Origin of the sequence: Ruegeria sp. HKCCA4633 (assembly GCF_013034605.1) — a bacterium.
In the GTDB taxonomy this organism is placed as follows: Bacteria; Pseudomonadota; Alphaproteobacteria; order Rhodobacterales; family Rhodobacteraceae; genus Ruegeria.
Genome location: NZ_WQGJ01000008.1, coordinates 61,560 through 86,961 on the forward strand (window position 1 = coordinate 61,560; position 25,402 = coordinate 86,961).

General features: G+C 54.4%; 24 protein-coding genes and 1 pseudogene. 10 read left to right on the top strand and 15 right to left on the bottom strand.

Annotation, left to right across the window (positions count from 1 at the left end; all coding sequences use genetic code 11):
• Positions 1–58 precede the first annotated feature (58 nt).
• Complete coding sequence (locus GOV85_RS17515) at positions 59–406, top strand: NUDIX hydrolase (RefSeq protein ID WP_254442995.1); 348 nt, start codon at positions 59–61, stop codon at positions 404–406.
• Between the two features lie 147 nt (positions 407–553).
• On the opposite strand, the gene GOV85_RS17520 is transcribed toward GOV85_RS17515, so the two are convergent.
• Positions 554–1,216 carry a histidine phosphatase family protein gene (locus tag GOV85_RS17520; RefSeq protein WP_171180525.1) on the bottom strand — a complete coding sequence of 221 codons (663 nt, stop codon included), beginning with the start codon at positions 1,214–1,216 and terminating at the stop codon, positions 554–556.
• Between the two features lie 420 nt (positions 1,217–1,636).
• Here GOV85_RS17520 and GOV85_RS17525 point away from each other — a divergent pair, with 420 nt between their 5' ends.
• A complete protein-coding gene (locus tag GOV85_RS17525; RefSeq protein ID WP_171180527.1) occupies positions 1,637–1,933 on the top strand; it encodes a hypothetical protein in 297 nt (98 codons plus the stop codon).
• 45 nt (positions 1,934–1,978) lie between these two features.
• Positions 1,979–2,725, top strand: a complete 747-nt coding sequence (locus GOV85_RS17530; RefSeq protein WP_371813616.1) for a sulfite exporter TauE/SafE family protein — start codon at positions 1,979–1,981, stop codon at positions 2,723–2,725.
• 391 nt (positions 2,726–3,116) lie between these two features.
• On the opposite strand, the gene GOV85_RS17535 is transcribed toward GOV85_RS17530, so the two are convergent.
• From GOV85_RS17535 to GOV85_RS17570, 8 genes are all read right to left on the bottom strand, one after another.
• Entirely contained in the window at positions 3,117–3,785 is a 669-nt protein-coding gene (locus GOV85_RS17535) for a fumarate hydratase C-terminal domain-containing protein (RefSeq protein ID WP_171180529.1), read from the bottom strand.
• Entirely contained in the window at positions 3,782–4,738 is a 957-nt protein-coding gene (locus GOV85_RS17540; RefSeq protein WP_171180531.1) for a fumarate hydratase, read from the bottom strand. The genes GOV85_RS17535 and GOV85_RS17540 overlap by 4 nt, the downstream gene beginning before the upstream one ends.
• Positions 4,735–6,492, bottom strand: coding sequence for an L-aspartate oxidase (locus GOV85_RS17545; RefSeq protein WP_171180533.1), 1,758 nt, complete (start codon positions 6,490–6,492; stop codon positions 4,735–4,737). Before GOV85_RS17545 ends, GOV85_RS17540 begins: the two co-directional genes overlap by 4 nt.
• Position 6,493: 1 nt before the next feature.
• Complete coding sequence (locus tag GOV85_RS17550) at positions 6,494–6,847, bottom strand: succinate dehydrogenase (protein ID WP_171180535.1); 354 nt, start codon at positions 6,845–6,847, stop codon at positions 6,494–6,496.
• Positions 6,844–7,191 (bottom strand): succinate dehydrogenase, encoded by a 348-nt coding sequence (locus GOV85_RS17555; protein WP_171180537.1) that lies wholly within the window; start codon positions 7,189–7,191, stop codon positions 6,844–6,846. Before GOV85_RS17555 ends, GOV85_RS17550 begins: the two co-directional genes overlap by 4 nt.
• Positions 7,191–7,904 carry a succinate dehydrogenase/fumarate reductase iron-sulfur subunit gene (locus GOV85_RS17560; RefSeq protein ID WP_171180539.1) on the bottom strand — a complete coding sequence of 238 codons (714 nt, stop codon included), beginning with the start codon at positions 7,902–7,904 and terminating at the stop codon, positions 7,191–7,193. Before GOV85_RS17560 ends, GOV85_RS17555 begins: the two co-directional genes overlap by 1 nt.
• The gene (locus tag GOV85_RS17565; protein ID WP_171180541.1) at positions 7,901–8,935 is read right to left on the bottom strand and encodes a zinc-binding dehydrogenase; all 1,035 of its coding nucleotides are present in this window, start codon (positions 8,933–8,935) and stop codon (positions 7,901–7,903) included. Before GOV85_RS17565 ends, GOV85_RS17560 begins: the two co-directional genes overlap by 4 nt.
• Positions 8,936–9,031: 96 nt before the next feature.
• The gene (locus tag GOV85_RS17570; RefSeq protein ID WP_171180703.1) at positions 9,032–10,441 is read right to left on the bottom strand and encodes an NAD-dependent succinate-semialdehyde dehydrogenase; all 1,410 of its coding nucleotides are present in this window, start codon (positions 10,439–10,441) and stop codon (positions 9,032–9,034) included.
• A gap of 221 nt (positions 10,442–10,662) precedes the next feature.
• Here GOV85_RS17570 and GOV85_RS17575 point away from each other — a divergent pair, with 221 nt between their 5' ends.
• Positions 10,663–11,583 carry a LysR family transcriptional regulator gene (locus tag GOV85_RS17575; protein WP_254442996.1) on the top strand — a complete coding sequence of 307 codons (921 nt, stop codon included), beginning with the start codon at positions 10,663–10,665 and terminating at the stop codon, positions 11,581–11,583.
• Between the two features lie 96 nt (positions 11,584–11,679).
• Here GOV85_RS17575 and GOV85_RS17580 read toward each other — a convergent pair whose 3' ends face one another.
• On the bottom strand, positions 11,680–12,123 hold the full coding sequence (locus GOV85_RS17580) for a hypothetical protein (RefSeq protein WP_171180543.1): 444 nt from the start codon (positions 12,121–12,123) through the stop codon (positions 11,680–11,682).
• A gap of 43 nt (positions 12,124–12,166) precedes the next feature.
• Positions 12,167–13,099, bottom strand: a complete 933-nt coding sequence (locus GOV85_RS17585; RefSeq protein WP_348540121.1) for a nitroreductase family protein — start codon at positions 13,097–13,099, stop codon at positions 12,167–12,169.
• Between the two features lie 173 nt (positions 13,100–13,272).
• On the opposite strand from GOV85_RS17585, the gene GOV85_RS17590 reads away from it, so the two are divergent.
• Positions 13,273–14,019, top strand: a complete 747-nt coding sequence (locus GOV85_RS17590) for a sulfite exporter TauE/SafE family protein (protein ID WP_171180545.1) — start codon at positions 13,273–13,275, stop codon at positions 14,017–14,019.
• Between the two features lie 122 nt (positions 14,020–14,141).
• A pseudogene (locus tag GOV85_RS17595) lies at positions 14,142–14,822 on the top strand (IS6 family transposase).
• An 801-nt stretch (positions 14,823–15,623) separates the two neighbouring features.
• On the opposite strand, the gene GOV85_RS17600 reads toward GOV85_RS17595, so the two are convergent.
• Positions 15,624–16,733: a ParB N-terminal domain-containing protein gene (locus GOV85_RS17600; RefSeq protein ID WP_171180547.1), complete on the bottom strand. Its 1,110-nt coding sequence runs from the start codon at positions 16,731–16,733 to the stop codon at positions 15,624–15,626.
• Complete coding sequence (locus GOV85_RS17605) at positions 16,730–18,037, bottom strand: AAA family ATPase (RefSeq protein WP_171180549.1); 1,308 nt, start codon at positions 18,035–18,037, stop codon at positions 16,730–16,732. The genes GOV85_RS17600 and GOV85_RS17605 overlap by 4 nt, the downstream gene beginning before the upstream one ends.
• A gap of 389 nt (positions 18,038–18,426) precedes the next feature.
• On the opposite strand from GOV85_RS17605, the gene GOV85_RS17610 reads away from it, so the two are divergent.
• A complete protein-coding gene (locus GOV85_RS17610; RefSeq protein ID WP_245224505.1) occupies positions 18,427–19,188 on the top strand; it encodes a DnaA N-terminal domain-containing protein in 762 nt (253 codons plus the stop codon).
• Positions 19,189–19,241: 53 nt separating this feature from the next.
• Complete coding sequence (locus GOV85_RS17615; protein WP_171180550.1) at positions 19,242–20,288, top strand: aromatic ring-hydroxylating dioxygenase subunit alpha; 1,047 nt, start codon at positions 19,242–19,244, stop codon at positions 20,286–20,288.
• 26 nt (positions 20,289–20,314) lie between these two features.
• Here the strand turns inward: GOV85_RS17615 and GOV85_RS17620 are convergent, their stop codons facing one another.
• Both GOV85_RS17620 and GOV85_RS17625 read right to left on the bottom strand, forming a co-directional pair.
• Positions 20,315–20,557 (bottom strand): N-acetyltransferase, encoded by a 243-nt coding sequence (locus GOV85_RS17620; RefSeq protein ID WP_171180552.1) that lies wholly within the window; start codon positions 20,555–20,557, stop codon positions 20,315–20,317.
• 308 nt (positions 20,558–20,865) lie between these two features.
• Positions 20,866–21,744: a LysR family transcriptional regulator gene (locus tag GOV85_RS17625; protein WP_171180554.1), complete on the bottom strand. Its 879-nt coding sequence runs from the start codon at positions 21,742–21,744 to the stop codon at positions 20,866–20,868.
• A 96-nt stretch (positions 21,745–21,840) separates the two neighbouring features.
• Between GOV85_RS17625 and glyA the strand changes: the two genes are divergently transcribed.
• Positions 21,841–23,148, top strand: coding sequence for a serine hydroxymethyltransferase (gene glyA, locus GOV85_RS17630; RefSeq protein WP_171180556.1), 1,308 nt, complete (start codon positions 21,841–21,843; stop codon positions 23,146–23,148).
• Positions 23,149–23,316: 168 nt separating this feature from the next.
• Positions 23,317–25,332, top strand: coding sequence for a DEAD/DEAH box helicase (locus tag GOV85_RS17635; protein ID WP_171180558.1), 2,016 nt, complete (start codon positions 23,317–23,319; stop codon positions 25,330–25,332).
• Positions 25,333–25,402: the final 70 nt, after the last annotated feature.

Genomic DNA, 25,402 nt, shown 5'->3' on the forward strand with positions numbered 1-25,402 from the left:
GTTCGTCGACCGCCTCAAGGTACTCCTTATCACGTCGCGTGACACAGGGCGCTGAATCATGCCCAAGGGCTGGCCGATGGTCGGCGAGCAAGACTGGCGCGCGGCAGAAATTGAAGCGTTGGAGGAGGCTGGGGTGGAAGGTACAATTTCCCGCAAGCCGATCGGTGAGTTTGAGTACGCTAAGATTTTTAACGACGGTACCAGTGTCCTAGTGAAGGCCACCGTCTACCCGCTCTACGTCGATAAGGTGAAGCGCCGTTGGAAGGAAAGGCACGAAAGAAAAAGGCACTGGTTTTCACCGAAAGGAGCTGCGAAAGCACTCAAACAGCCAGAGCTGGAAGACTTGCTCTTAGACCTAAAAGACGACCCTAAAAAGAACAAATCAATTCGCGAATTGCTACCTTGAACCGATGCGTTGCAGTTTTTCCAGACTTAGGTCGATAGCTACTTTGCTCTGAAAAAACGGCTTAACCCTTTCATTCAGAAGTTGTTTTCTAGGCTTATAGCCAGCGGAAATCCTATATCATGGGATTAAGTGCCAAACTTCGACACCTCAGTGCTGCACGAAGGTTGATTGTCCGCATCGCAACTCGATGAAACCATCTTGAGGTTCATTCAATTCAAAAACTTCTTCTGGGGACAAGTTCAAGTAGATCCCTCGAAACACGCGCAGGGTTAAGCCGTGGCCAACAACTATGACAGCCCCCTCAAACGACTTGCCGGAATACCAAGCAAAAACCCGGTTATGTACGTCAGCATAGGATTCTCCGCCCGGCACAGGATAGTTCCAACGGTCAGAACTGCGCGCGTCCCATTCCAGGGGAAACCGCCTTATGATCTCGTTTTCCGTCAAGCCCTCCCATTGTCCAAAACTGCATTCCACCAAACGATTCTCATATTCGATGGTTTCTGGTGGTAGGCCAAGCTCTTCAAGGACGATGGAAGCCGTTTGTGCCGCTCGACCAAGTGGGCTTGAAATTACCGTCAGAGGGTGACGGCTGGATAGGCGGTGCCCCAGTCTTTTTGCACTCGCCAATGCCTGAGCGACCCCTCGCTTAGTCAAGAGCGAGTTCTGCCGACCTTGACGTCGTTTCTGCAAATTCCATTCGGTTTCACCATGGCGAAGCAAGAAAATAGTGGGGCTGAGTTTTTGGTTCAAAACGTATCTAAGCCATCCTGCACTGAAGCAAACCGAATTACCTGATTTCTCTTCCACGTAGTGCGCAGTTTAAACGGATGCCCCAGAATTCGATAGAGGCTTCGGATTTGTGCGGTTAAGTCTAGGGCGATAGAAAAAGTGGTCATACAACCTTCGCGCCAAGTGCTTTGTCGCTTCACTTGGACTGCTTTGGGCTCAGAGCAGCCGTTTTCTGGGCTCTGTTCGAGTTACCCCTACGCGGACTTTCTCTACATTCGTTTTTCGTGCCTTGCTGACGCAGCATTTGTTCGCGGCTGCCGCACACGTGCTGATGCAACGCAGCGCTTGTCGTCAATCCGGTCATTCACGAGTGTTGTTCTAGTTGGAACTGAGACTGAGCTTTCTCCGAACCGTGTTTAGAATCGAAAGACGACGACAATACGGACTTTTTTCGCCAATGGGAATTGCGTGGCCATGGGAAGCGTTCAGATCAAAATCATGTTCGTTATTGACCGCTACAGCAACACTAAGATCGCGATTTGGCACCGAGGCAAATTGGCTGAGTGCGCTGTACGGAATCAGCCCGAACAAAATGAACTACAAGGGGAAGCGTTTGAAAATCACCCAAAGTTTGGGGCTACCGGCCAGCTTCGGTGGGAGGATGAAGATTCTGAGAGAAATACGGGGTGTCAAGAATTTTTGTCGGTTGCAACGAAAACCGCAATCGCCGTCGATTGGGCTTGGAATTGGTTGCGAAAGCGCGCAAAATTGTTGGGCTTCTTCGTAGTCAAGTAAGACTACGTATTATCTCGCTGGGCGTTGAATTTAAGGACATTGCAATTGCCAACCGAGCTCTATGTTTACCTGCTTATGGGGGCGGCAGCTGGTGGGCTCATCAACGGATTGGCGGGATTCGGCACAGCTCTTTTTGCACTTGGCTTCTGGCTAAATGTCATGCCGCCGGTTCAGGCGGTTTCAGTGGTTGTTGTGATGTCCGTCGCTAGCGGTTTGCAAGGCGTTTGGTTGGTACGAAGGTCCATTGCAAATCAGCCAAGGCGCCTCGCGCGCTTCCTGCTGCCCGCTCTTCCAGGGATACCGATGGGCGTAGCCGCTCTTTCGTACATTCCGGTGGAGACACTTAAGATGATCATCGCAGGTTTCATGCTGCTCTATGGCGGATTTTTCACTTTCCGCACCACGTTGCCAAAACTCGAACACCCCGCACCAATAATCGAATGCATCGTCGGATTCTTTGGTGGCTTACTTGGAGGTGCCGCATCGTTGTCGGGCGCATTGCCGACGATGTGGTGCGCCATGTGTCCTTGGCCTAAGGCTGAAACCCGTGCTGTGCTTCAGCCTTTTAACGTGGCTGTCTTGGCGCTCGCGTGTATCATGTTTGCGGTCAACGGAGCCTATTCGTGGGATACGCTGATACTCATCGGCTTAGCGCTTCCTGTTACTATTGTCTTTGCCCAGATCGGGATCTCGCTGTTCAAGCGGCTGGACGATGATCAATTTCGTCGCTTGATCATCGCAATGATGTTTCTGTCGGGCATTATACTGATGCTGCGCGCGCTGATTACTTAATTCGAGGTGCCTTAAGGAAAAGTGTTCGCGCGAATGTGAGAAATTGCGGGTACTCTGGACATCGCGGAATACTCTGACTGTACTTCACTTGCCAGTTGCCTGAAGGCCAGCGCCCTAAGTGAGATCACCGGTTCCTAACGCCGCACAAAGCATCACCAATCTACGACCAAAAATAGAGAAGCTCGGCGATCCAGAACTCTGGATGAACTCTTGCTCTTCCAATGCCTCGAAATGCGGTTGCAGCACCGCTGTCTCTATTTCCAAGGATTAACCCGTGTCAGCCACGGACATCGGTCGATCTGACTTCACCAATGTCTCCAGGATAAACAATGGTATGAGGCACTCCGATTCCCGTGCGACTTCATCTTTATGCGCATCGATAGGCATACCTTCAAATGACCTCATCCGTGCGGTCGTCACTTTCGCCATAGCGTTTAAGGGTTGCAGGCCTGGTGCCCTCGTAGACCCGTGCTACGTTCTTAGCGATTTTGGCGTTTTCCCGTTCAAAAAGACAGTCACCGTACATGTCGGAGGCGACGATGAAGGGGCCCATGCGGTTGCATTTGAGAACCCACATCGCCTGCGCGAGGCCGAGTTCCTCGTTCCAGTGCACAGCCTCGACATTCTCAACGCCGCGCCCAAGAAGCGCACCCGTGCCGTATCCGACGGTCGACAGGTAGACTGCGCCATTAGGCACGAAGTATTCCTTGTAGTCCTTCGATGTCATGCCGCCCTTGCCGACGATTAACTTTGCCCCGGTCTTGGCCATCCATTCAGGCAACCATTTGGCAAAGCGGAAAGATGCCGTCGCCGTCACAGCGCCCATGTCAAAAGACCCATCCGGGTTGATTCGAGCGGCGGGTGAGCAGTGGAAGTTGGCGGCGGATTGGGAGGGCAACTCCATCGGGATATTCGCCTTTTCCTCTAGAGCGCGCATATAGACGCCTTCTCGAGCTGTGTACATCAGGCCATCAAGGTAGACGACATCGCCCAGGCGCAGATCTGCGATCTCTTCGTCGGCGGGGGTGGTGGACAGGATGATTTCACGCGGTGCGCTCATTCTGCTGCCTCCCGCATAGGTTCCCAGTCAATGGTTTCACGACGCTGATAGTCGGTGAACCAGTCTGGGTCCGTGCGATGTTCGACTTGCCCGTCCGCGTGGATGCGGGCGACGGCGCGGCGCGAGCTTAGACAGAACGCATGCACCGACATGGGCATTCCGCCCGTGTGGCAATACCCAACTTCGATATTACAATCGATTACCATGTTCTTGCCGACAAACCCCATGGCACCCATGCCGATAGAGTTGCCAAGTTCTTTGAATTCATCCTCCATCTTGGCGATTTCTGGATCGCTGTTACGCGATCCGACGATCCGCAACGTCGAGGCGCGTTTGCCCAGTGTCATGCAGATATCCTTGGATCCCCCCAACCCGATGCCGATGATGGCAGGCTGGCAGGCAAGGCCGCGTTTGCCGAAAGCCATAAGGCTGTCGAGGTAGAAACGCTTGATCCCCTGAATACCATCAGACGGGAACAGCATCCGGTAATCCGAACCAAAAAGCCCGCCCTTGTGGACGGTGATCAGATCTACCCATGCGCCCTCGGGCTCATAGCCATATTCGATCTCCGGCGCGCCGATGCCCACGTTGTTGTTGTGATCCGTCCGCCACAATGGATGCACTCGGTTCGGTCGTAGCGGAACACCGTTGGTGGCATTCGCCGTTGCGCGGCGCAGAGCGGCTTCAAGTGCGACCATACCGCCTTCAACCTGCGCTTCGTTGCCCATCTTGACGAACCAGCGCGGCACGCCAGTATCACCGCACATCGCGCGTCGGTCTTCCTTGGCGGCCTCGTAATTTTCCAGCATCGCCTTGAGAACAAACGACGACAGATCGCCGTCTTCTGTCCTAGCGGCCTCTTGCAAGCCATCGAGGTAGTCTTGCGGGATTTCAATAGCGGCCTTGTCCATCAGGGTTTCGGCGGTGGATTGGATCAGGTTTATGGGTATCATTGTGCTGCAACCAATGTTTCAGGCGCACCTTCGGGCAAGACAGTCTCGCCCGGACGCACGATGGTGAATTGAACGGGTTCATTGTTCACGGCCACCCTGCCGTTTTGCAGTGTTGCGACAGTAAATGCGCTGTCTTCCATCGCACCAGGCTCTGGATAGTCTTCACGGAAATGCGCCCCGCGGGAGTTTTCACGAGCAATCCCGGCTTTGGCAATGACCTCGGATACATCGCACAGTGAACGTAGATTTAGCCAGTCATGCCAAGTCAGGTTAAACGCTAGATTACTGTCCTCAACACCTACATCCATCAAGGCCTCAGAGACGCTTGCTATCCCTTTCAACCCGCGCTTCATGCCAGCCTCGGTGCGCATGACACCCACGTCGTCCCACATGATATTCTGCAACTGCTTTCGCAGCGGTAGGACAAGATCCGGCTTGCGGCTCAGCGGATAGATGGCGCGCTCGAACTCTGCCGCCAGCACATCTTCGTCTGGGTCACGCAGGCTCATGCCTGCCACATCGCGCCCCATCGTGTCGCCTGCGATACCGCCATAGACGGTGGAATTGGCCACACCATTCCCGCCTAAGCGGTTGGACCCATGGGCGCCGCCGGCGTCCTCGCCGGCGACATAAAGACCCTCCATCTCCGTGCGCGTGTCGACATCGACGACGACGCCGCCCATGAAGTAATGCGCCGTTGGCACAACTTCGACCTTACCGGCGGCCAGATCGAAGCCGCTGTCAGCGCAGCGGTTGACCATGCCTTTAAACTTCTTACGCACGTTATCCGGCCCAAGATGTGCCATTGAGATGAAGACGCCCTCTTGTTCGGGATTGTTGTTCTTGCGCATCTCGGCATAGATACCCCTACTGACCACATCACGGGTGGCACGTTCGCCTCTGTCGTCATAATCGAACATGAACCGCTGACCAGTGTGGCTGATGAGCTGTCCACCAGCGCCGCGCAGGCCTTCTTCCAGAACGGTGCCGGTCATGCGGGTATGATCCCCGGCAAGCAGCCCTGTTGGGTGAAACTGCACCATTTCCATGTCCCGCAAAGTTAGCCCCGCACGCAAAGCCATGGCCAGACCATCCATGGTCTTGTCACCGGATGGAGTGTGGTATTTGTACATGGTCGGCCCGCCGCCCGTGCCCATCATCACCGTTTTGGCACGCACCAGACGGAACTTGCCAGTCCGCATGTCGATCATCAGAACGCCCGCCAGCGCACGGCTGTCTTTGGTCGGGATTAGACCCACCGCGCGGTGTTCTTGCAGTTTCTCAACACCGGAGGCGAGGACCTTTTCCATCAACCGATTGATGATCTCGATCCCCGTCAGATCACCCTTGTGAACCGTCCGGTCCGCCGTTTGCCCGGCAAATGCCTTTTGGTGTAGCGACCCGTCCGCGTTGCGGTCAAAGAAACACCCGACCTCGTTTTCCAGCTCGCGAATGCGGATCACGGCCTGCTCACACAAGCGCCACGCCATGTCCTGATTGGGCAGCCATTTGCCGCCATTGATCGTGTCCATGAAGTGCCGTTCAACCGTATCGCCGCCCCCAAGGGCCACGTTGTACCCGCCCTGAACCATTCGAGTGCAGCCGCATTTTCCGATCAAGCCTTTCACCGCGATGGTGATTTTCGCCCCCTCTGGTGCTGTCTGCTGGGCGTGAAGTGCAGCGAACAAGCCAGCGCCTCCGGTGCCGAGGATAAGAATGTCGGTGTCGTGGCGTTCAATGTCAGAAACTTTCATGTCAAATCGCTTTCATGAAAAAGAGAATCGCAATGCAAAAAGATCCCGCCGTTGCACCTGCCGCTAGTGTCTTTTGGGGTGCGCTCCACGGCAGCCATTCCATCGCTATCAGACGCAAACCGCCAAACATGTGAATAGCCAGAAGGAAAACGAGACCAAACTCTGCGATCTTCACCGCGGCCGCTTCGGTGAGATGAAGGAAGCCGTCCAGCCTAACGGGGTCTGTCATCGCCATGGCCAGCACCCAGAAGTGTAGGGGCAGGAACAAGGCCAGCGCGAGCCCGGACAGGCGGTGCAGGATATAGGCAAGCCACAGGGGATGCGCGCGGGATGTGATGCATTTTGCCGCCTTCATACGCCCACTCCTTGCGAAAAGGTCACCGCCCAAACGGCGCGCGCGCCAAGCGCTAACAAACCCAGTCCAACAAGCCACATGAACCCTTCCAACGCAGCGCCTTTCAATCCGCCCCATTCCAACGCGATAGCACGCAAGCCAATGGCGCCATGGATGGAAACCGCGACTACGAAGATGCCATAGAACAGAAACCAGAGCACAGACCCTTGGGTACGCTCCAAGATCTCAGCAGCACTCAACCCACCCTGAATGGCATAGATCATCAACGCCAGATGCCCGACCACAAAGGGGGCCATCAGCAGCGCGCTTAGCCGTTGAAACATGTAAAGCCGCAAACTCAGCATCAGCGCCCCCTCTTGAAGAAGTTTTTTGCGGTTTCTCGTTTCAGCCCCGCGATAGCTGACATCGGGTTCAGCTCATTCGGACAATACATCGTGCATGACCCCATCGAGTGACAGTTGTGACATCCACCACTGCCGGAAACAGCATCCAAAATCGCGACGCGCCCTTCGTCCTTCGCATCGTTCAGGAGGGTCCAGGCCCGCTGTAAAGCAGCCGGACCGAGGTAGTCGGGGTTGCTCGCCACTGTGTCACAAGCGGCGTAACACACAGAACAATTGATGCATTCAATTCCGGCATTCGCTTCGACCCTCGTGGCGCTTGTCTCATGCACCGGGGCAATCTCGTCATCTCGTGTGAGAGCGCCGTGATGCACACCTTCGGCGGCAACCCATTTGTCAAAAAACGGATCCATATCAACGGCCAGATCCTTGATGACGGGCAAGTTGCGCAACGGTCCGATCATCACCGCATTGCCATCAACAACCTTGGAGATGTGTGTGCGACAAGTCCAGCGCGGGACACCGTTGACCATCATCGCACAGCTGCCGCACATGCCGACACGACAGGCAAACCGATAACTCAAGGTCGGGTCCGCGTTTTGCTGCACCCAGGACACTACATCCAATACAGTCTGGTTCTCATAGGCGGGCACATCGAAAGTTTCGACGCGGTCTGCATCGCGCTGAATGGTGACTTTCAGAACCTCTGCCGTCATTTGGAGAAATCCGTAATCACTGCTGTTCCGGGACGCGTCGGGCCCTTCATCGAGCGCAATTCAGCACTTGCCCCAGATAGGGTGACTTCGCGATCCAACATGGGGGTAGGATCCACGTCGCCCCGTTCGATCATCTCCAACAAAGACGGGTATTTCCATGCAGGCATGCCGCGGGTCCCGAAAAAGGCCAATTGTTTGGAATAGATGGCACGCATGTTAACCTCCATTATGCCATCACCGGCGGGCATGCCCACATGCACGTGCCGACCAAGGGTGGCGAGACATTCAACAGATGCGTTCGTCGTCTGCGCGATGCCAAGCGCCTCAAGTGAGACCTGCGCACCGCCCTTGGTGATCTCGCGGATGGCGTCGGGAACATCCTCGGTCGCTGCGTTCACGGTTGCATCTGCGCCCAGCGTCAGCGCATGATCCAGCTTTTCCTGAACGACATCGACGACAACAACCCGCGCCCCCAGCATTTTGGCCAGAAGCAAAGCCGACAGGCCAATGCCGCCCGTGCCATGTACGGCGACCCATTCACCTGCCCGCACATTAGCGCGATCAGTCAATGCGTGCCACGCGGTTGTGACCCGACAGCCAAGACCAGCGGCCAGCGCGTCTGGCATTGTTTCAGGCAAGTGAACTAGGTTGTGGTCAAACGGAACGGCAACAAATTCTGCGTAGGCGCCCGGCGCGCCAAAACCGGGGACAATAGCACTTTCACAGGTGTTCGAGTGACCCGTCTGACACGCCAGGCAATCACCACAGCCCAAAATGAACGGGGCGATCAGTTTGTCGCCGATCTTGTGTTTGGCCTGCGCGCCTGCCTCGACCACTGTTCCGCAGTATTCATGCCCTAGGATTGAACCACTGGTGACTTTGGGATGACTGCCCACCCATCCATGAAAATCAGAACGACACACCCCGCAGGCAGCCACTTCGAGAACAACGCCGTTCTCGGGGCAGCTTGGGTCCTCTACCGTTTCAATGGAAAGATCTTCATTGAAGTCTCTGACAACAGCGGCGCGCATCGTTCATTCCCTTATTTGTTGAGCCAAGCTCTGTGCAGCTCCGTCCCCTCGGGACGCGGTGATTTCTTGTCAGGCGTCCAAACCGGCAACGCACATTTATTTGACAGACAGGTAATCCTCCGAACCCTGACTACCGCCTTCCTTGCCCATACCGCTTTCCTTGAGTCCTCCGAACGGAGCTTCGACGGTCGTGATCAGGCCGGAGTTGATCCCGATCAACCCATACTGAAGCCCATCATTTAGCCGAAAAGTGCGCCCGAGCGATTTGGTGTAGGCGTAAGCTGCAAGGCCGAACTCGGTGGCGTTAGCGGCTTCAAAAGCTTCTTGTTCGGTCTCGAACTTGAAGACAACGGAAAGCGGGCCAAAGATCTCTTCGGTTGCGCATTTCATGTCGGCGTTTGCAGCGGTGATCACTGTTGGTTCAAAAAAGGTGCCGCCTATCTCGTGCCTTTTGCCACCAGAGACGATTTTGCCACCCTTGGAAGTCGCATCCGCGATCATATCTTCCACTTTCTCGACGCCTGCCATGTCGATCATCGGCCCTTGTGCGACACCATCATGCGCGCCATCCCCGACAACCAATTCCTCGGACGCCTGCTTTAGCCGCGCGACAAAGGCGTCGTGAATACAAGCCTGTACGTAGAAGCGGTTCGTGCACACGCAGGTCTGGCCCATGTTGCGATACTTCGCGATCATTGCCCCTTCGATAGCCGCATCAATATCTGCATCGTTAAACACGATGAACGGTGCATTGCCCCCTAGCTCCATCGACACTTTCTTGAACGTGTCTGCAGATTGGCGGATCAACACTTTGCCAACGTCTGTTGACCCGGTAAAGGTGACCTTGCGCACATCAGGGCTGGCCATCATGGCTCCGGCGATTTCTCGGGCGGAGCCGGTCAGGATGCTGACGACACCGTCAGGAAAACCGACATCCTGGCACAGCTTGACCCAGGCAAGACCAGAATAGGGCGTAGCCGTCGCTGGTTTTGCAACTATCGTGCATCCTGCGGCAAGCGCGGGTGAGGGCTTTCGCGCCAACATGGAGGACGGAAAATTCCACGGTGTGATTGCCCCCACAACTCCCACAGGATGGCGTGTCACCATGAGTTTGCGATCGGCGGTCGGAGACGGCACAATCTCGCCTTTGGCGCGCCGCACCTCTTCAGCAAACCAGCGCACATAGGCCGCGCCGATGGCAATTTCGCCACGCGCCTCGGCAAGCGGCTTGCCTTGCTCTGCTGTCAGCAGCTGCGCCAGGATTTCCTGGTTGTCCATCAATGCGTCGTGCAACTTATGCAGCAGACCAACACGGAAAGACAGATTGCTGGTTGACCAGCCGTCGAACGCTTCCGTCGCTGCCGCAATCGCGCGATTGGTCTCGCTTATACCGCAACTAGGCACATGTTCGATGACTGTACCAGTTGCCGGGTTCGTCACCGAAATGGTCTCACCGCTTTCCGATCCGCTCCAAGCGCCGCCGATCAAGTTGGCCTGTTGCAACATGTCACCATAGTCACTCACGGAATTTCCCTCTAAACAAGCGATGAGAAGCGCACCGGACACAGCCGAAAAGCCACGATAGTGACTCTGATTAACAGTAAGACAATCTGTAAATAAGCGAAAAAATATTTATATTAAATTTAGTAAAGCTTTCAAAATACCATTTGGTCGTTATAGAGACAGTCATTAGCTCGTGCGGCCCCAAGGCCCCAAGCGGCCCGACATTGGCTGAAAAATCGACCCAATGGGTGAAAGGATTGGACATGACGATCCGGCAACTCCGAACCCTAGTTGCTATTGCAGACACCAAAACATTTGGTGAAGCCGCGAATGTCATTCACGTGACCCATGCCGCGATCAGTCAGCAAATGCAGGCACTTGAGGCCCAGCTGGACATTGAACTGTTTGATCGGAGCACGCGCACGCCAAAGCTTACCCCAGCGGCGCATCTGATCGTTGCAAAGGCCCGAACGCTAGTCGATGCTTATGACAATCTGGTACCGTCCGCCTTAGAAGACGGCGGCCTCAAAGGCATTATCACTCTTGGAACTCTGCGTACGACACTGACAGGGCTAACGCCAAAGGCGATGGCAGCCTTGAAATCCAAGTGGCCCGAAATTGGGCTTCACATTCGCCCTGGGCTGACAGGCGCCTTGCTAACAGAGATTGAACGTGGAGGCCTGGACGCTGCAATTGTTGTCAAACCAAACTTGATGCCTGCCGGTCTCACCTTTCGAGAACTGGCGCAAGAGCCAATGCAACTGATCGCATCCATCGACGAAACAGAAGTGGACCCGGTGGTTCTTTTGAAATCCAAGCCATTTATTCGATTCGATAGGAACGCTGTTGCAGGGACTCTAATAGACAATTGGCTTCTCTCGAAACGTATTCAGGTGGCTGAGACAATGGAATTGGATAGCCCAGAAGCGATTGTATCGATGGTACACGCCCGCCTTGGTGTATCCATCGTCCCTGATCTTGCGGTCAAGCCGTTTGATGCCGTCCCAGTAATGCGCATTGGCCTCGGCCCGGATGCGCCAATAAGAACGCTCGGCCTAGTTTACAGAGACAACCAAGTCAAAAAACGGGTTCTCGACGAGTTATTCGAGGCGCTCATGCATGCCATTGAGATATCGCAAAAGTGACAATCGCGAAATAAGGAAAGTATCTTGTTTCAAGAGCCGTCTCACTTTGACCTGATGAAAGAATATCACGGTAGTGAATCCGAGAAGGTATTTGCTTCAGTCCATTAGCGACGTGACAAATTTTCTGATTTCTGCCTTCGCATACCTGTTGCGAAGGAAAATAGGAGCTGCAACATAAATGATTGCGGCGACCATTATGGCACCCAAGCACCACTCCGGCAGAATGAAGACCAGAACGCAGCAGAGCAGGATCAGTCCTACGTCAACCCACCAAGATCCTTTATTGGGCAACGGAGAAAAAATGGTTTCGGCCGACAGTACTTCAGTTTCGTGTTCTGACCTTGCAAGTGTTGTGATAGCTCGGTACCCGTAAGCGTCAAAGCAAACCTTGTTGCGACTCCTGGGAATCAATTGCCAACCGTGCTGCACCGCAGTCCGCGAAATGTATTCCTCCAAAGCCCACTGTGAAGAAATTTGTTCGCCCATTCTGAATTGTTGGCAAAGGACGTTCTCTGGCTCGTGTGTTACGACTTCTGACATCAACCCTCCGCGTCCTGAAGTGCTTAGCATCCTAGCGTACAAATCAATTAAGCTCGAAGCCGCATGACCGAACGTAGTTACCAAAGTCAGCACGTTCGGGCTCGCTATACTGCCGAACTTTGTCTTCAGACCAGGAATACCTTTCGCTGTCCGCAAATTTCTTTGGAAATCTCTGTTTTTCATAGGGCTGCGACGTCGCGCGCTCTTCATCGTATTGCACAATTGTCTCCTTCAAATTGACCTCCCTATAATGGTCGACGTGACATGTGACCTGTAGTGGCAGCCGCTTAGAGATCTTCGGCGTTTGCGCGGGAAAACCAAATGCGAGGCCCGCAAATGGAAAAACATGGTCCGGCAGATCAAGCAGGTCAGAGACCGCCGCAGCCTTGTTTCGCACAGCGCTGATCGGGCAGCAGCCGAGTCCAAGCACTTCCGCCGCTGTCACGAAAGCGCCCAGCGTAATCGCTGCATCCCCCGTTGCATTGAAAAACGCGTCAAGATGGTCGTTTGCGAAGGGGACACCATGCCATTCGTGCAACAACCTTTGGCGACGGTTGTTGCCGCAAATGACGGCAATCATCGGCGCATCCGCGACCCAAGACTGACCCGACACAAGTGTTGCAAGACGTCTTTGGATATCTTCGGATTCCAGCAAGATGATATCACACTGCTGCAGATCGCTCTTTGTGGGCGCGGATAGGGCGATCGCGGAGATGGTGCGGACCCAATCGGATGGGATTGGCTTGTCCGTGAATGCACGACAAGAACCACGGGCCGCCATGGAATACAAAAGGTCCGATTGTGCGGTGCTTTCAACTTGTGAAGGTGCATCGCTGAAACGCGCCGCGAGGGCGCGTTGCAAGTCCGATTGGGGTGCCTTCGACATGCTGGTCCTTCTCTTTAGCTGCTTGTTTCTTAAAGTACACATAGAAGCTGAACGGTTTTTTGCTTGCTTAGCAACTGCAAGATGTTCCACCGGCACACGCGCCGCGTAGTTTCTTTTCCGTCATGAACGGCAATTGCCTGTTCGCACATAAACCCGCAAGCATTGCCGAAAATGTATCACCGCGCTAAGATACGCCGAAACCTGCGGCTCTCAAGCTTTGCCGCGAAAGCCGCGACAGGCAGATAAAGTAAATCGAAGCAGCAATGCATGACATTTCCCTGATCGCGTTTGCCAGCGCCGTCCTGCTGCTGGCAGGCGCAGTGAAAGGTTTCATTGGGCTGGGAATGCCGACCGTCGCGCTGGTTCTGTTAACGTTTAAGCTCGACGCAAGATCCGCCGTCACATTGATCCTGATCCCAATGTTGCTGAGCAACGTCTGGCAATTCTGGCGTGGACCTGACATGGTTGGATGCGCGAAACGGCATTGGCGCTACGCGGCCATTTTGATCCTATGCGTCGCTGGAACCGTCTGGTTCAGTCAATCCACTCCAGATCGGTTTTTGCGCGCTGTGCTAGGTGCGTTTGTACTGGCGTTTTGCTTTTTCAGCTGGCGTGACATGGTGCCTCCGATCCCGTCAAGCACAGTGCGCTTGTTCGAAATAATCAGCGCTTTGGTTGCCGGGCTGGTTGGTGGGTTGACTGCCGCATGGGCGCCACCATTGGCTATGTACCTGACCGGTCTCCGACTGGAGCGTGACGCATTTGTTCAGGCACTCGGGTTCTTAATCACGGCTGGTAGTGTGTCCGTTTTGGCGATGTTCATAGCTGTCGGGCACAGTTCGCAAGCGGATCTGGCAGTCTCGGTCTTCTTGCTGGTTCCGACCCTGATTGGGTTTTCCGCAGGTGAGCGGTTGCGGCATAGGGCAAATTCCGAAGCCTTCAAAGGCTTTTTCTTAGGCGCATTTTCGCTGCTGGGGGCGAATTTGTTGTTGGGCACTCTCTGGGGGTAGTGCGCAGCGGAATCATCGCACGCAGCACTGCGTCTGGATCTGTTGCAAACTTTTGACTGTTGACGCTCATAAGTTCTTCGAGTGATTGGATATCGAAATATTGAAGTTGAAAGTTTGTTATTATGATCTCTTTCAAAGGCGGGCAGTATCCGAAAGATGTGATCCTCTTCGCAGTGTTTTTCTATGTCCGATACGGTTTGTCATATCGCGATCTGGAAGAGATCATGCATGAGCGAGGCGCTGCAGTAGATCACACGACGCTGAACCGCTGAGTGACGCGGTATGCAGGCGCAATTGCTGAAGCGGCGCGTCGTCGAAGGGGGCCGTGCGACCGCTCCTGGAGAATGGACGAAACTTACATCAAGGTGAAAGGAAACTGGGTCTATCTCTATCGAGCTGTCGACAAGCACGGCAAGACGCTTGATTTCATGCTTTCGCAACGTCGAAACAAACCCGCGGCCACCAAGTTCTTTGCCCGAATGCTGGAGGTCAACGGCCTTCCGAGAAAGATTGTCATCAACAAAAGTGGAGCTAACACCGCTGGCCTCAAGGCCACCAACAAGATGCTGAAAGGTTTTGGTTGCCAGGTCCCAATTGAAATGGTCAGGCGAAAATACTTGAACAACATCGTGGAACAGGACCATCGTTTCATCAAAAGACGAACCCGCCTGATGTTCGGCTTCAAGTCTTTTGCTTCGGCATCAGCGACTCTGGCTGGCATCGAGGTCGCGCACATGATCCGTAAAGGCCATTTCACACCGGGACTCTGCCCGTTTCGTCAATTCTCCGAGTTGGCAATCTGACCCGGAAGCGATCGCAGATCTATTTGGCCGACCTAAAACTTTGCAACGAAACCGTGTCAACTCTTCGGTCAGTAAGAAACTTTGCAACAGATCCCCCTAGATAACACAATTTCTTGCTTAAGCTTATTTTAATGATCATTTTTTAAACTTATTGCACGTTACACGACACCTCACGTAAGCGCACCTTTTCTCACTCTTGGAGCATTAAGAGCCAAGTCGTAGCTGAGCGCTGGCAGAGAACGAGGCAAGGACGGTGTTGAGTACCCTGCCCTAGACCAAGGTTCAACTTGACCAAAACGTAACTCAAACAAAAAACTCCGCTCTGCGGCTGCCAATATTTGCCAAAACCTTTTGTCTAGCACATGACAAACCTTGCTGCGTGGCTGGACCCCCCAAAAGAGTTGCACAAGTTGGATGGTCTCTAACTGAAATCAATATCGTAAACCGCCAGACTCCACGCCCCGAGCTAAAGGCAAGAAGCATAGGAAAATCAGTGGAGCATCACATGAGTGTTTCAAAAAAATTGCTGCGAGCGGTGGTAACGTTATCCTTAGAAGGGCTGCATTCCAGAGGATTGGTTTAATCGCCAGCTTCAAACTTTGGCTTAGTTCCACGTTTGTGCGCTGCTTTGCGAAAAATAGCTTCTGCCTCAGCATAGGCCCTCAATGCCCGCTCTATCATACTCAAAACGAACTAGCTTGGCCCGATCCTGGATGCCGATACTGGCCCCGGCTTAATACGTCTCCAACAAAAAAGGCGCGAACTGCAGTCCGCGCCTTTGATAGATTACTGCCCTAATTCTTACCCGTGGGTAAGGTCATCTTCTTCAGGCAAAGCTTCAATAAAAGCGGCGATCGCCTCTTCCAGTTTGTTGCGATCCACCCGCGTGAAGTCCAAGTTGTATTTCAACTCAATACGCCCGCTGGAAGCAGAGCATTTCGCAACCCCTGCCCGGCCGGTTACTTGAAACGTAGTTTTCGCACGCCGAGGCTTACTGGAGCTTTCACCCTTAGGCTTCTTGTCTTCGCTGGCCTCTGACGCCCCTAAAAAAGACCTGAGAATCGCGACCTCGCGAACGCCGTCACGATCCGGTTCGCTCATCAACGTCTCGCTCACCTGCCGCACAAGATTTGGCGTTGCATCGAACTTGCGTTTAAGTTCCACGCCGACATTTCGCGGAATGTCATTTGGATGCATCAGCACTTTGTCCAACATCCTCAACAAACTGGCAAACGACCTGATATAGCTGCGCTTGGTGTAGCTTGCCGACTTGAACAACGTGGAAACGGCCTTGTCCACGTCCGGGCAATCATTTGACGGGTTTTCTGCATACGCTCGTGCGAGTGCGCCCATTTCCGCAAATGAGATATCCTTACGGATCAAGTTTTCATCCACCATGCGACGGTAGCTGTTGTCGAGGTCACTAGCCTCTGAAATGCCCGCCGGAATTCGGGCGTACACGTCCTTACCCGTTTCATCGAGCAATGCTCGATAAGCAGATAGGCGACGCATCCCTTGGATGAGTTCGAACCGCCCATCCGAACGACGTTCAAGTCGGATTGGATTGGACAGCCCAATGTCCCGAATAGAATCCTTGAGCTCGTCCAACTCTGGATCCGGTCCAGGCTTGCGATCTCGTGTCAGCTTTTCGGTCAAGACATTGGCCAGAGGTACATGTTCAGTGACCAAACCTTCGTTCCGAAGGCGGACCAACTCATGTGCCAGGCGATCGTTTTCTGCTCGAATGGTTTCTTCTGTCGATTGCTGATCCCGCAATGCATCGGCATTTTCAGAAATCGCCGCTGCCATCGGACCTCGGCGCTTCTCAAGAACTTTGTCCGGCACTTTCCCGACAGGAATGTCGTCCATTGCCGGTATGTCGATATCGAACATTCTGCGCTTGCGGCTCATGCCTCATCCTCCAGCTTGTCCCAGGCCGACAACATGACGCCCCGGAATTCTTCATATACGTTGTCAAATGTCGAACGCGCTCGACGCCAGGTTTCCCGTGTCATCTCGCGATAATCCATTTCATAAACCGAGCTAAGAAAGCGGCCCGACTGCTCAACTGCGCGAGTCATTTCCACCGGGTGCTCGGCGACGTGCTCACCAAAGACCTTTTTGAAAGCCTCGAACATCGCATGGTGAAGAGCGTTACCCGGCTCATATCGTGTGAGTAGGAACCGCAACTCACAAAATGTTTTCGGCAAGCCGATCTTACCCGTGGGTAAGGTTTTGTCGAAGCCGTAAGCCAGATCCTCCAGCGCCTCGGCAAGCTGACCTATGAAAGACGTGGTGGAATCGTACTCCCAGTATCCCGGGCCCGATGGAATATAAAGCATGTCAGCAGCAAAGACGGCATTCATGGATTGATAACCAATGGCCGGAGGACAATCGAAGATGATCAGGTCATAGGCATCATCGGGGATTTGATCCAGATATCGCGACACAGCCGCAAAGAATGACCACTCAGGGTTAAGATGCCGATACTGCGCCGAAGCAAATTCAACGAAGGCAGCATTGGCACAGGACGGGATCGCGTCGATCGTGGACCAGGAAGTCTTTCTGATGAAGTCCGAGATTCTGAGGTCACCAAGACCCATATCTGTAATTGACGGCGGCAGTTCACGGCGGGGTAGGGCAGTCCCTGATTGCGCGGCAACGGGGCGATTGTTCATACGTTCCGTTTCACGGATTAGATCCCGGGCCATGATGCCCCAGACAGTATAATCCTCGGCCACATCCGTAAGACCCATCGAATGGCTCAGCGTCGCCTGTGGGTCAAAGTCCACCACAAGCACACGATACCCATCCAGTGCAGAGGCGTGCGCAAGATGTAACGCCACGGTCGATTTTCCAGCTCCGCCCTTGAAGTTGGCAACAGCAGCGCGAATGGCGCGCTTGCCTTCGGGGCGCGGGGGCATCAGGGACTTCCGGTTCACCTTGAGACGTCGTCGCAACTCGTTCACCTCTTCCAGGCTGAACCACCTCTGGCGCCCATCCGGCTCGACCTCGCCACTGGGCAGGGACGGATCCGCCGCCAATTTGCCGCGAAAGGTCGACTGGTTGACTCGGAAGATCAGCTCGGAAACCTCCCAGCTTGAAAACCGGCGGAGTGTCTTCTCCATTTCGGGGCTAAAAGTCTGCTGGCGAATCCAGCCCTGCAGCTTGAGGGATTGGTTGCGCAATGCGCTCAGGTCTTCGTGCGTGTACATGCCTCTGATCTCTATATTTGGAACGTAAATTTCTGTTCGTTTCCTATTTACGACCGATTTGCACTTTACGCAAAAGAAAATATCATGAAACTGCAACCTTACCCACGGGTAAGAAAACAAGGCGTCTAAGCGCAAAAGCGATTCGGGAGATTCGGCCGCGCCGCTCAGCGAGTCATGTACCAGGAACCTCGTTATTTAGGGGGACAGGGAACTGTCAAATCCTATATATAGGGGGACATTAGAACTCTTTAAGGGGACGTACTGCATGTCCCCCTTCACCAGTGATTCACCAAATTCTTTTCTTTTTTGAAGGATGACCGACCTAAAGGTTGCCTCGACTTCAGACTCTTCTTGACAGAATCGAAGGTTTGGACGCTAATTAGGCCAAGATGGCGAAAAGCGTTGGGAAACAGCGCGGACATGGCGGGATAAACCCGTCTGAGGCAGAAGAAGCGGTGAGAACGGGTATGCAACTGGCTAAACCGGTCGGGCGTAATGCGGCGGCCTTAAAATACGATATACTCTCTGCGCTGACCATTCACGCCTTGTCAGGAGACAAACATCGACAGCGTAGTGTTCTGCGTATCATCGCCTTGATTACGACCAGATATAACTGGCGCAGCAATGAATTGTCGATTGGACGCGAAGAAATTTCGCGCCTTTGGGCAGTGAACGAAAGGACAGTAAAGCGCGAAATGTCCAAATTTCGCGCATTAGGGTGGGTATCCGTCAAAAGGCCTGCGGCGCGTGGCAGAGTCGCCGTATACGAGATTGACCTCAAACAGATCATGATCGACACGCAAGAGGTGTGGCCGATCATAGGTTCGGACTTCCATGCGCGTATGATGCATGAACCGGAGCCGGAAACAAATATTGTGCCGTTCACGATGAAACCCGCGCCCACCGAAGATGGCGAGAGCGATGTCTGGTCACAGGTCCAGTCGAATCTTCATGAACGAGATCCAGAACTGTGGGCAAGCTGGTTTCAACATTTATCCGAAGCTGAGCGGGCAGGGGGGACTGTGACCCTCGTTGCTCCTTCGCGGTTTATGGCTGATTACATTTCTCAAAAGTGGAACCAACGTTTGCTCGCAGCCTATAGCCGGGTCGATCCCAGCATTAGAGTTGTGCGGGTGGAGTCGGCGGAGTGAGGGGCATCCGCCCATACTGGCGCAAGCCATCTGACCAACAGGAGAGCTCGTCCATGTTTCTGAAAAACTGCTGGTATGTCGCCGCTTGGAGCAAGGATATCGGGCGCGAACTGAAGGCCGAGACCTTTCTAGGCGAAAACATTGTGTTCTACCGCCAGCAGGACGGCACCCCCGTCGCGCTTGAGGATGCCTGCCCGCATCGCAAGCTGCCGCTGTCTAATGGCAACCTGATTGGCGATGTTGTGGAATGCGGCTATCACGGTCTGAAATTCGACTGCTCGGGTAAATGCACCGATAGCCCGACCCAGCGCGGTATGACCCCGCGTAGAGCGGTTGTAAAATCCTACCCGGTGGTGGATCGCTATCGCTTTCTGTGGATCTGGATGGGCGACCCGGATCTGGCCGATCCTGACAAGATTTTCCCGATTGATAACTTCGATGACCCAAGCTGGGGCAAAACCGATGGCGGGGTGATGGATATTGACTGTCACTACCTGTGGGTCTGCGACAACCTGTTGGACCCAAGCCATGTAGCCTGGGTTCATGTGTCGTCCTTTGCAGGTGCAGGCACGGATGAAGAGCCGTTGGATGTGAATAGAACAGATCGAGGCGTAATCGTTTCGCGCTGGATCGAGAACAAGCCGCCGTCGCCTTATTACGCGAAACTGGTGGCCTTTGACGGTGATTGTGACCGACTGCAGCACTATGAGATGTGTATGCCTGCGATCGGGCTGAACAAATCCATCTACACGCCCGTCGGGACCGGAGGCTATGATAAGCAACCGGTTGCTGAGACATTCATCAACATCTCTTACAACTTCATGACCCCGATTGATGAGGATCGAACCCGGTATTTTTGGTTCCAGCACCGCAATTCCGATCCCGACAATGCCGAGGTGTCCAAATTCATGAATGATGGCGCGCGGATGGCGTTTCTTGAGGACAAAGAAGTGTTGGAAAAGGTTCATCTGGGCATGAAATACGCCAAGACGCCCCATATTGATCTGGGACTGGACGCGGGGGCCAAACTGTTCCGGAAAGCTTTGAACCGCGCGATTGAGGCTGAGGCTGGACCGATCGACATGGTTGAGCGGTTGTAAGGCTTGCTGGTCGGTTCTGAAACCCACTAGGCATCGAGAGGAAAGTGAAACCGGGGATGCACCGCATCCCGCCGCTCGAATCCGCAAGCCAGGTAGGCGGCTTGGGCTTTTGAATTGTCGGGGTGGGTGCCGACCATCATGTAGGAGCAGGACAGCGCGCGCGCCTTGTATATTGCGCCTTCGATCAGCCGCCGCCCGACGCCCATGCCGCGATGGGGCCGTTCGACAAAGGGGTGGTGCATGTCGATACCACGACGACCCAGCTGCAATTGGCTGAGCGGGCTCAGGACGGTGTAAGCTTCGCGACAGTAGCACAGCCATTACTTTCTCGAAGTAGGAAGAGTTGGAAGCTTGTCTTCTAACAAACTTCGATCATACGAAAGTGGCTGACTGCACACTTAGCAGACAGGTTCTGAAGTCAATATCAGCGTCGGCAGGTAGATCGAGTTCCAAAACTGTCAGCGCCCAAAGCCGCCCATCGCGGCAAGCCCCAACCGCAGTTTATCGCTCAGAAAAGGTGAAATCCAACCCAATTAGCGGAAGCAGAGACAGTTCAATCTTTGGCGTAGATGATTGTTCAGTCTGACAGCAATTGAACAACTTGGCCCGTTTCAGGTCTGCGTCTCGATTGTTCTGGCATTTCGATCACAAGAGAACGACCTGTATGGCAGGATTGACTATGCACGGGCGTCAAAGCACCAGAAGCTAAAGCTTCTTCGATCAGACACATATGTCCGATCAACATGCCTGCGCCGGCCTTGGCCTCTTCGACGGCAAGGCTGTAGAGCGAAAACTGAGGTCCACTTTGATCATCGCGCAGTTTATACCCAGTATTTTGGGCCCAAGTGGACCAATCGTCTTTCCAAGCCTGATCATGCAGTAGTGGAATGTCTTCAAATCCGTTTCCGCCTCGGGCGCGATCCAGAAGCGTAGGCGCGCAAACCGGAGCGATAATGTCCTTGCAAACAGCGATCTGCCTTGGCGATCCATCCGGCACGGCGAAGAAGATCGACAAATCGAACAGCTCACGCCCAAGAGTGGGCGGAGTTTCCATGGCTGTTACAGAAAAAGTGATGTCTGGCAATTGAGCTCTGATCTGACGCAGACGCTTGGGCAGCCAAAGTTGGGCAACACTGGGCAGGGATGCGATGTGAAAATCGGCCTTGGGCGTTAAGTTGCGCAACGCTCGGGCCGCATCGGCCACTTGGTCAAAGGCCGAGGTGAAATCCGCGACAAGTGACTGCCCTTCAGGGGTGAGCTCAACGCCCTGGGCATTGCGGCGAAACAGCGGGGACCCTGCCCAACCTTCCAGTGTTTTTATGTGTTGAGATATCGCGCCCGGTGAGACGCTCAACTCTTCGGCTGCCGCGGCAAAGCTTACGTGGCGCGCAGCAGCCTCAAAGGCGCGCATGGCGTTCAGAGGTGGTCCATTCGGGCGATTAGGAACAACGCTCATTTCAGAAGCCTTAGTTTTTCTACGCCAAGAAATATCAATTCTGCTTTGCGATGTCACGCGGCAGTCGTCACATTGAGAAAAACAGGAGATCGTCAGATGACACTTGCGCAAAGAGATTGGGTGCCCGCCGTAAGCGAAACCTTGGTTCAGGACATCGCAACAAAGGCCGCTGCGACACCGTCGGGTGATCTATTGGCCCGGATTGAGCATTTGGCAGAGGAAAACCGTCGCATCCACGAGAAAGAGTGCTTCAACCTAAACCCGGCAACCAATGTGATGAACCCCAAAGCCGAACTGCTTTTGTCTTCAGGCATTGGGTCGCGACCTTCCTTGGGTTACCCCGGCGACAAATATGAAATGGGGCTGGAAGCAATCGAAGAGATCGAAGTTATCGCCGCAGAACTGTGCGCCGAGGTTTTTGATGCCCAGTTTGCCGAAGTTCGCGTGCCTTCAGGCGCCATTGCCAACCTCTATGGGTTTATGGCGACTTGCAAACCAGGCGACACAATAATCGCTCCTCCCGCCTCAATTGGCGGGCACGTTACCCATCATGTAGCTGGTTGCGCCGGACTTTTTGGTCTGCGAACAATCGAAGCACCTGTGAACGCTAATGGCTACACCGTCGATCTGGATGGGTTGCGCGAACTGGCGAAGTCTGAGAGGCCCAAGCTGATCACGATTGGCGGCAGCCTTAATCTGTTTGAACATCCTGTGGCCGAGGTCCGCGCCATTGCGGACGAAGTAGGAGCATGGGTTATGTTCGACGCCGCCCATCAGTGTGGCATCATTGCCGGACGCGCGTGGTCCAACCCGTTGAAAGAAGGTGCGCATTTCATGACTATGAGCACCTATAAGAGCCTTGGTGGTCCGGCTGGGGGTCTGATCGTTTCAAATGAAGCCGAAATTGCGAAAGCGCTGGACGCGATAGCCTTTCCCGGCATGACTGCCAATTTCGATGCAGCCAAGACTGCTGCTCTCGCCGTCACGATGTTGGATTGGAAGGAATTTGGTTCGGCCTATGCGCGCGAGATGATCGCCATGTCACAAGCGTTGTCCCAAGCGTTGCACGAGCAGGGTGTTCCGATCTTCACTTGCCGGGATGGTTTTACAAATTCCCACCAATTCGCGGTTCTTGCGAAGGCTTTCGGCGGAGGTCAAACAGCATCCAAAAAGCTGCGGGCAAGCGGGTTCCTCGCATGTGGCATCGGCTTGCCGGTCGAACCCGTAGAGGCGGACATGAACGGCCTGAGGATCGGCACCCCAGAGTTGGTGCGGTGGGGTATGAGGTCCGACGACGCTGAGCGTTTGGCCGATCTGATCATGCGCGGCCTGAGTGGTGAAACTGTTCTAGCAGAGGTTTCCGACTGGCGCAGAGAGTTCGACCAGCTGCATTTCGTGAATTGAGATCAAAGCGGCCGTTTGAGTTGACCTCTCGAATTCCGGTCGCTTTGACAACATCCTTGGAGACGGCAAAGGGACGATTTGCCGCCGATCGTACTTGTTGGGTCGAGCGGGCTGTACAATCTCTGTCATCACCGTTAAGGGCGTGATCTTTCTTCTGCAAGGTGATCTATGCACAACCCCTTCGACCTGCCCAAGACGCTTTCGCAGGCGTTGACCCAAAAGGGTTACAGCGAACTAACACCCGTTCAAGTCGCGGTGACACAGCCTGAACTGGGCCAGCTTGATTTGTTGGTGTCAGCGCAAACCGGATCGGGAAAAACGGTGGGTTTTGGCTTGGCGATTGCGCCAGATTTGTTGGACGGCGATGGCCGATTTGATCGCCCCGCGTCCCCTTTGGCTTTGGTCATTGCGCCCACACGTGAATTGGCCATGCAGGTGCAACGGGAATTTGACTGGCTGTTTTCTGAGGCCGGGATCGTTACCGCATCCGCCGTTGGTGGCATGGATGCGCGTGCTGAACGCAGAGCGATCGAGCGCGGCGCGCATGTCATTGTCGCCACGCCCGGTCGACTTAGGGACCATGTCTCTCGGGGTGTGATCGATCTGAGCGATCTCAGGGCTGTCGTCCTGGATGAAGCGGACGAAATGCTGGACATGGGGTTCTCGGAAGATCTGGAGTTCATTCTGGACCACACGCCTGAAAACCGTCGCACATTGCTATTCTCGGCAACGGTGCCGCGCGGTATCGCCAAGCTTGCCCAGACCTATCAAAAAGATAACGCTCGCCGCATTGAGGTCGGCAACAAAGACGCCCAGCACGCGGACATTTCCTATCTTGCGCTGTCTGTGGCCCCGTCTGATATCGAAAAGGCAATCATCAACCTTTTGCGTTTTCATGATGCGCAAACGGCGATCATCTTTGCCAATACCCGGTCTATGGTGGCCCGCCTTACAGCGAAGTTTTCCAACAGAGGGTTTTCCGTGGTTTCACTTTCGGGTGAACTGAGCCAAACGGAACGCACCCATGCCTTGCAGGCGCTTCGTGATGGCCGCGCGCGTGTTTGTATCGCAACAGATGTGGCTGCGCGTGGCATTGACCTTCCCCGGCTTGAGCTTGTGATCCACGCAGATCTACCATCCAATGCGGAATCTTTGTTGCACCGGTCCGGGCGGACGGGCCGTGCCGGACGAAAGGGTACATCCGTACTGATTGTGCCGGGGCGTCAAAGGTCAAAGGCACAGCGCCTATTGAAATCCGCCAAACTGGAGGCCGAATGGGGTACGCCACCCTCCGCCGAGGAGGTGCTTGCGCGCGATGAAGAAAGGCTGATGTCCGATCCGGGATGGGGTCAATCTCCAAGCGCCGAAGAACAGGCCTTTGCCCAACGCCTTTTGCAAGAACACTCTGCCGAGAAAATTGCTGCGGCGTTTCTGCGTCTCTACCGCGAGCGCAATTCCGCGCCCGAGATTTTGGGTGATGTGCCCGAACCGGGTGCCCGCAAAAAACGGGACGCTTCGGATTTCGGGCCCAGCACTTGGTTTTCGCTGTCTTTGGGCCGCAAACAACGCGCCGAGCCGCGATGGCTGCTGCCCATGCTGTGTCGTAATGCGGGGATTTCCAAAGATGCAATTGGGGCCATTCGTGTTCAATATCAGGAGACATTCGTTGAAATCCTGACCGATGCCGTGCCTGCGATGAAGAACGAGCTTGGCCCAGAGCTTGACCTTGAGCAGGGCGCGCGTTTGACCGAATTGCCCGGCGTCCCGGATTTCGACGCCTCACCAAAAGGCCCCCCTGCGGCACCAAAGACGCCGCGTGCAGATCGCAAAAAGGACGTATCGCGTCGCGACTCTAAGCCCGCTGTGGATCCAAACGCCGCTGAATCCGAACAGAGCGCGAAAAAGCCCTCAAAGCGCCAGGATAACGTTGACAAACCACAGTCTGGCAAGCCGAAGCGGAACCATGGCAAGAGCCAGGGCAATCCTGAGAAGAAAACAACCGTCAAAAGCAACGGTATCGAGACCAAGCGGCGCAAGAACGCGGCTGATCCGTCAAAACCCATGGGTTCTCGGAAAGAACGCGCCAAGGGCCGGCAGGATGGCGACAAACCCAAACGCTTTAAGGTGCGCGCAGGAAAAGGCCCGGATGCGCGGCCGATGCGCAAAGGGTCACGGAAAAAGTGAACCCCATTGTTGCTTTCTGGTGGCATTGCAAAAGGTGCATCAGCCGAGCCATATGATGGATGCGATAAGC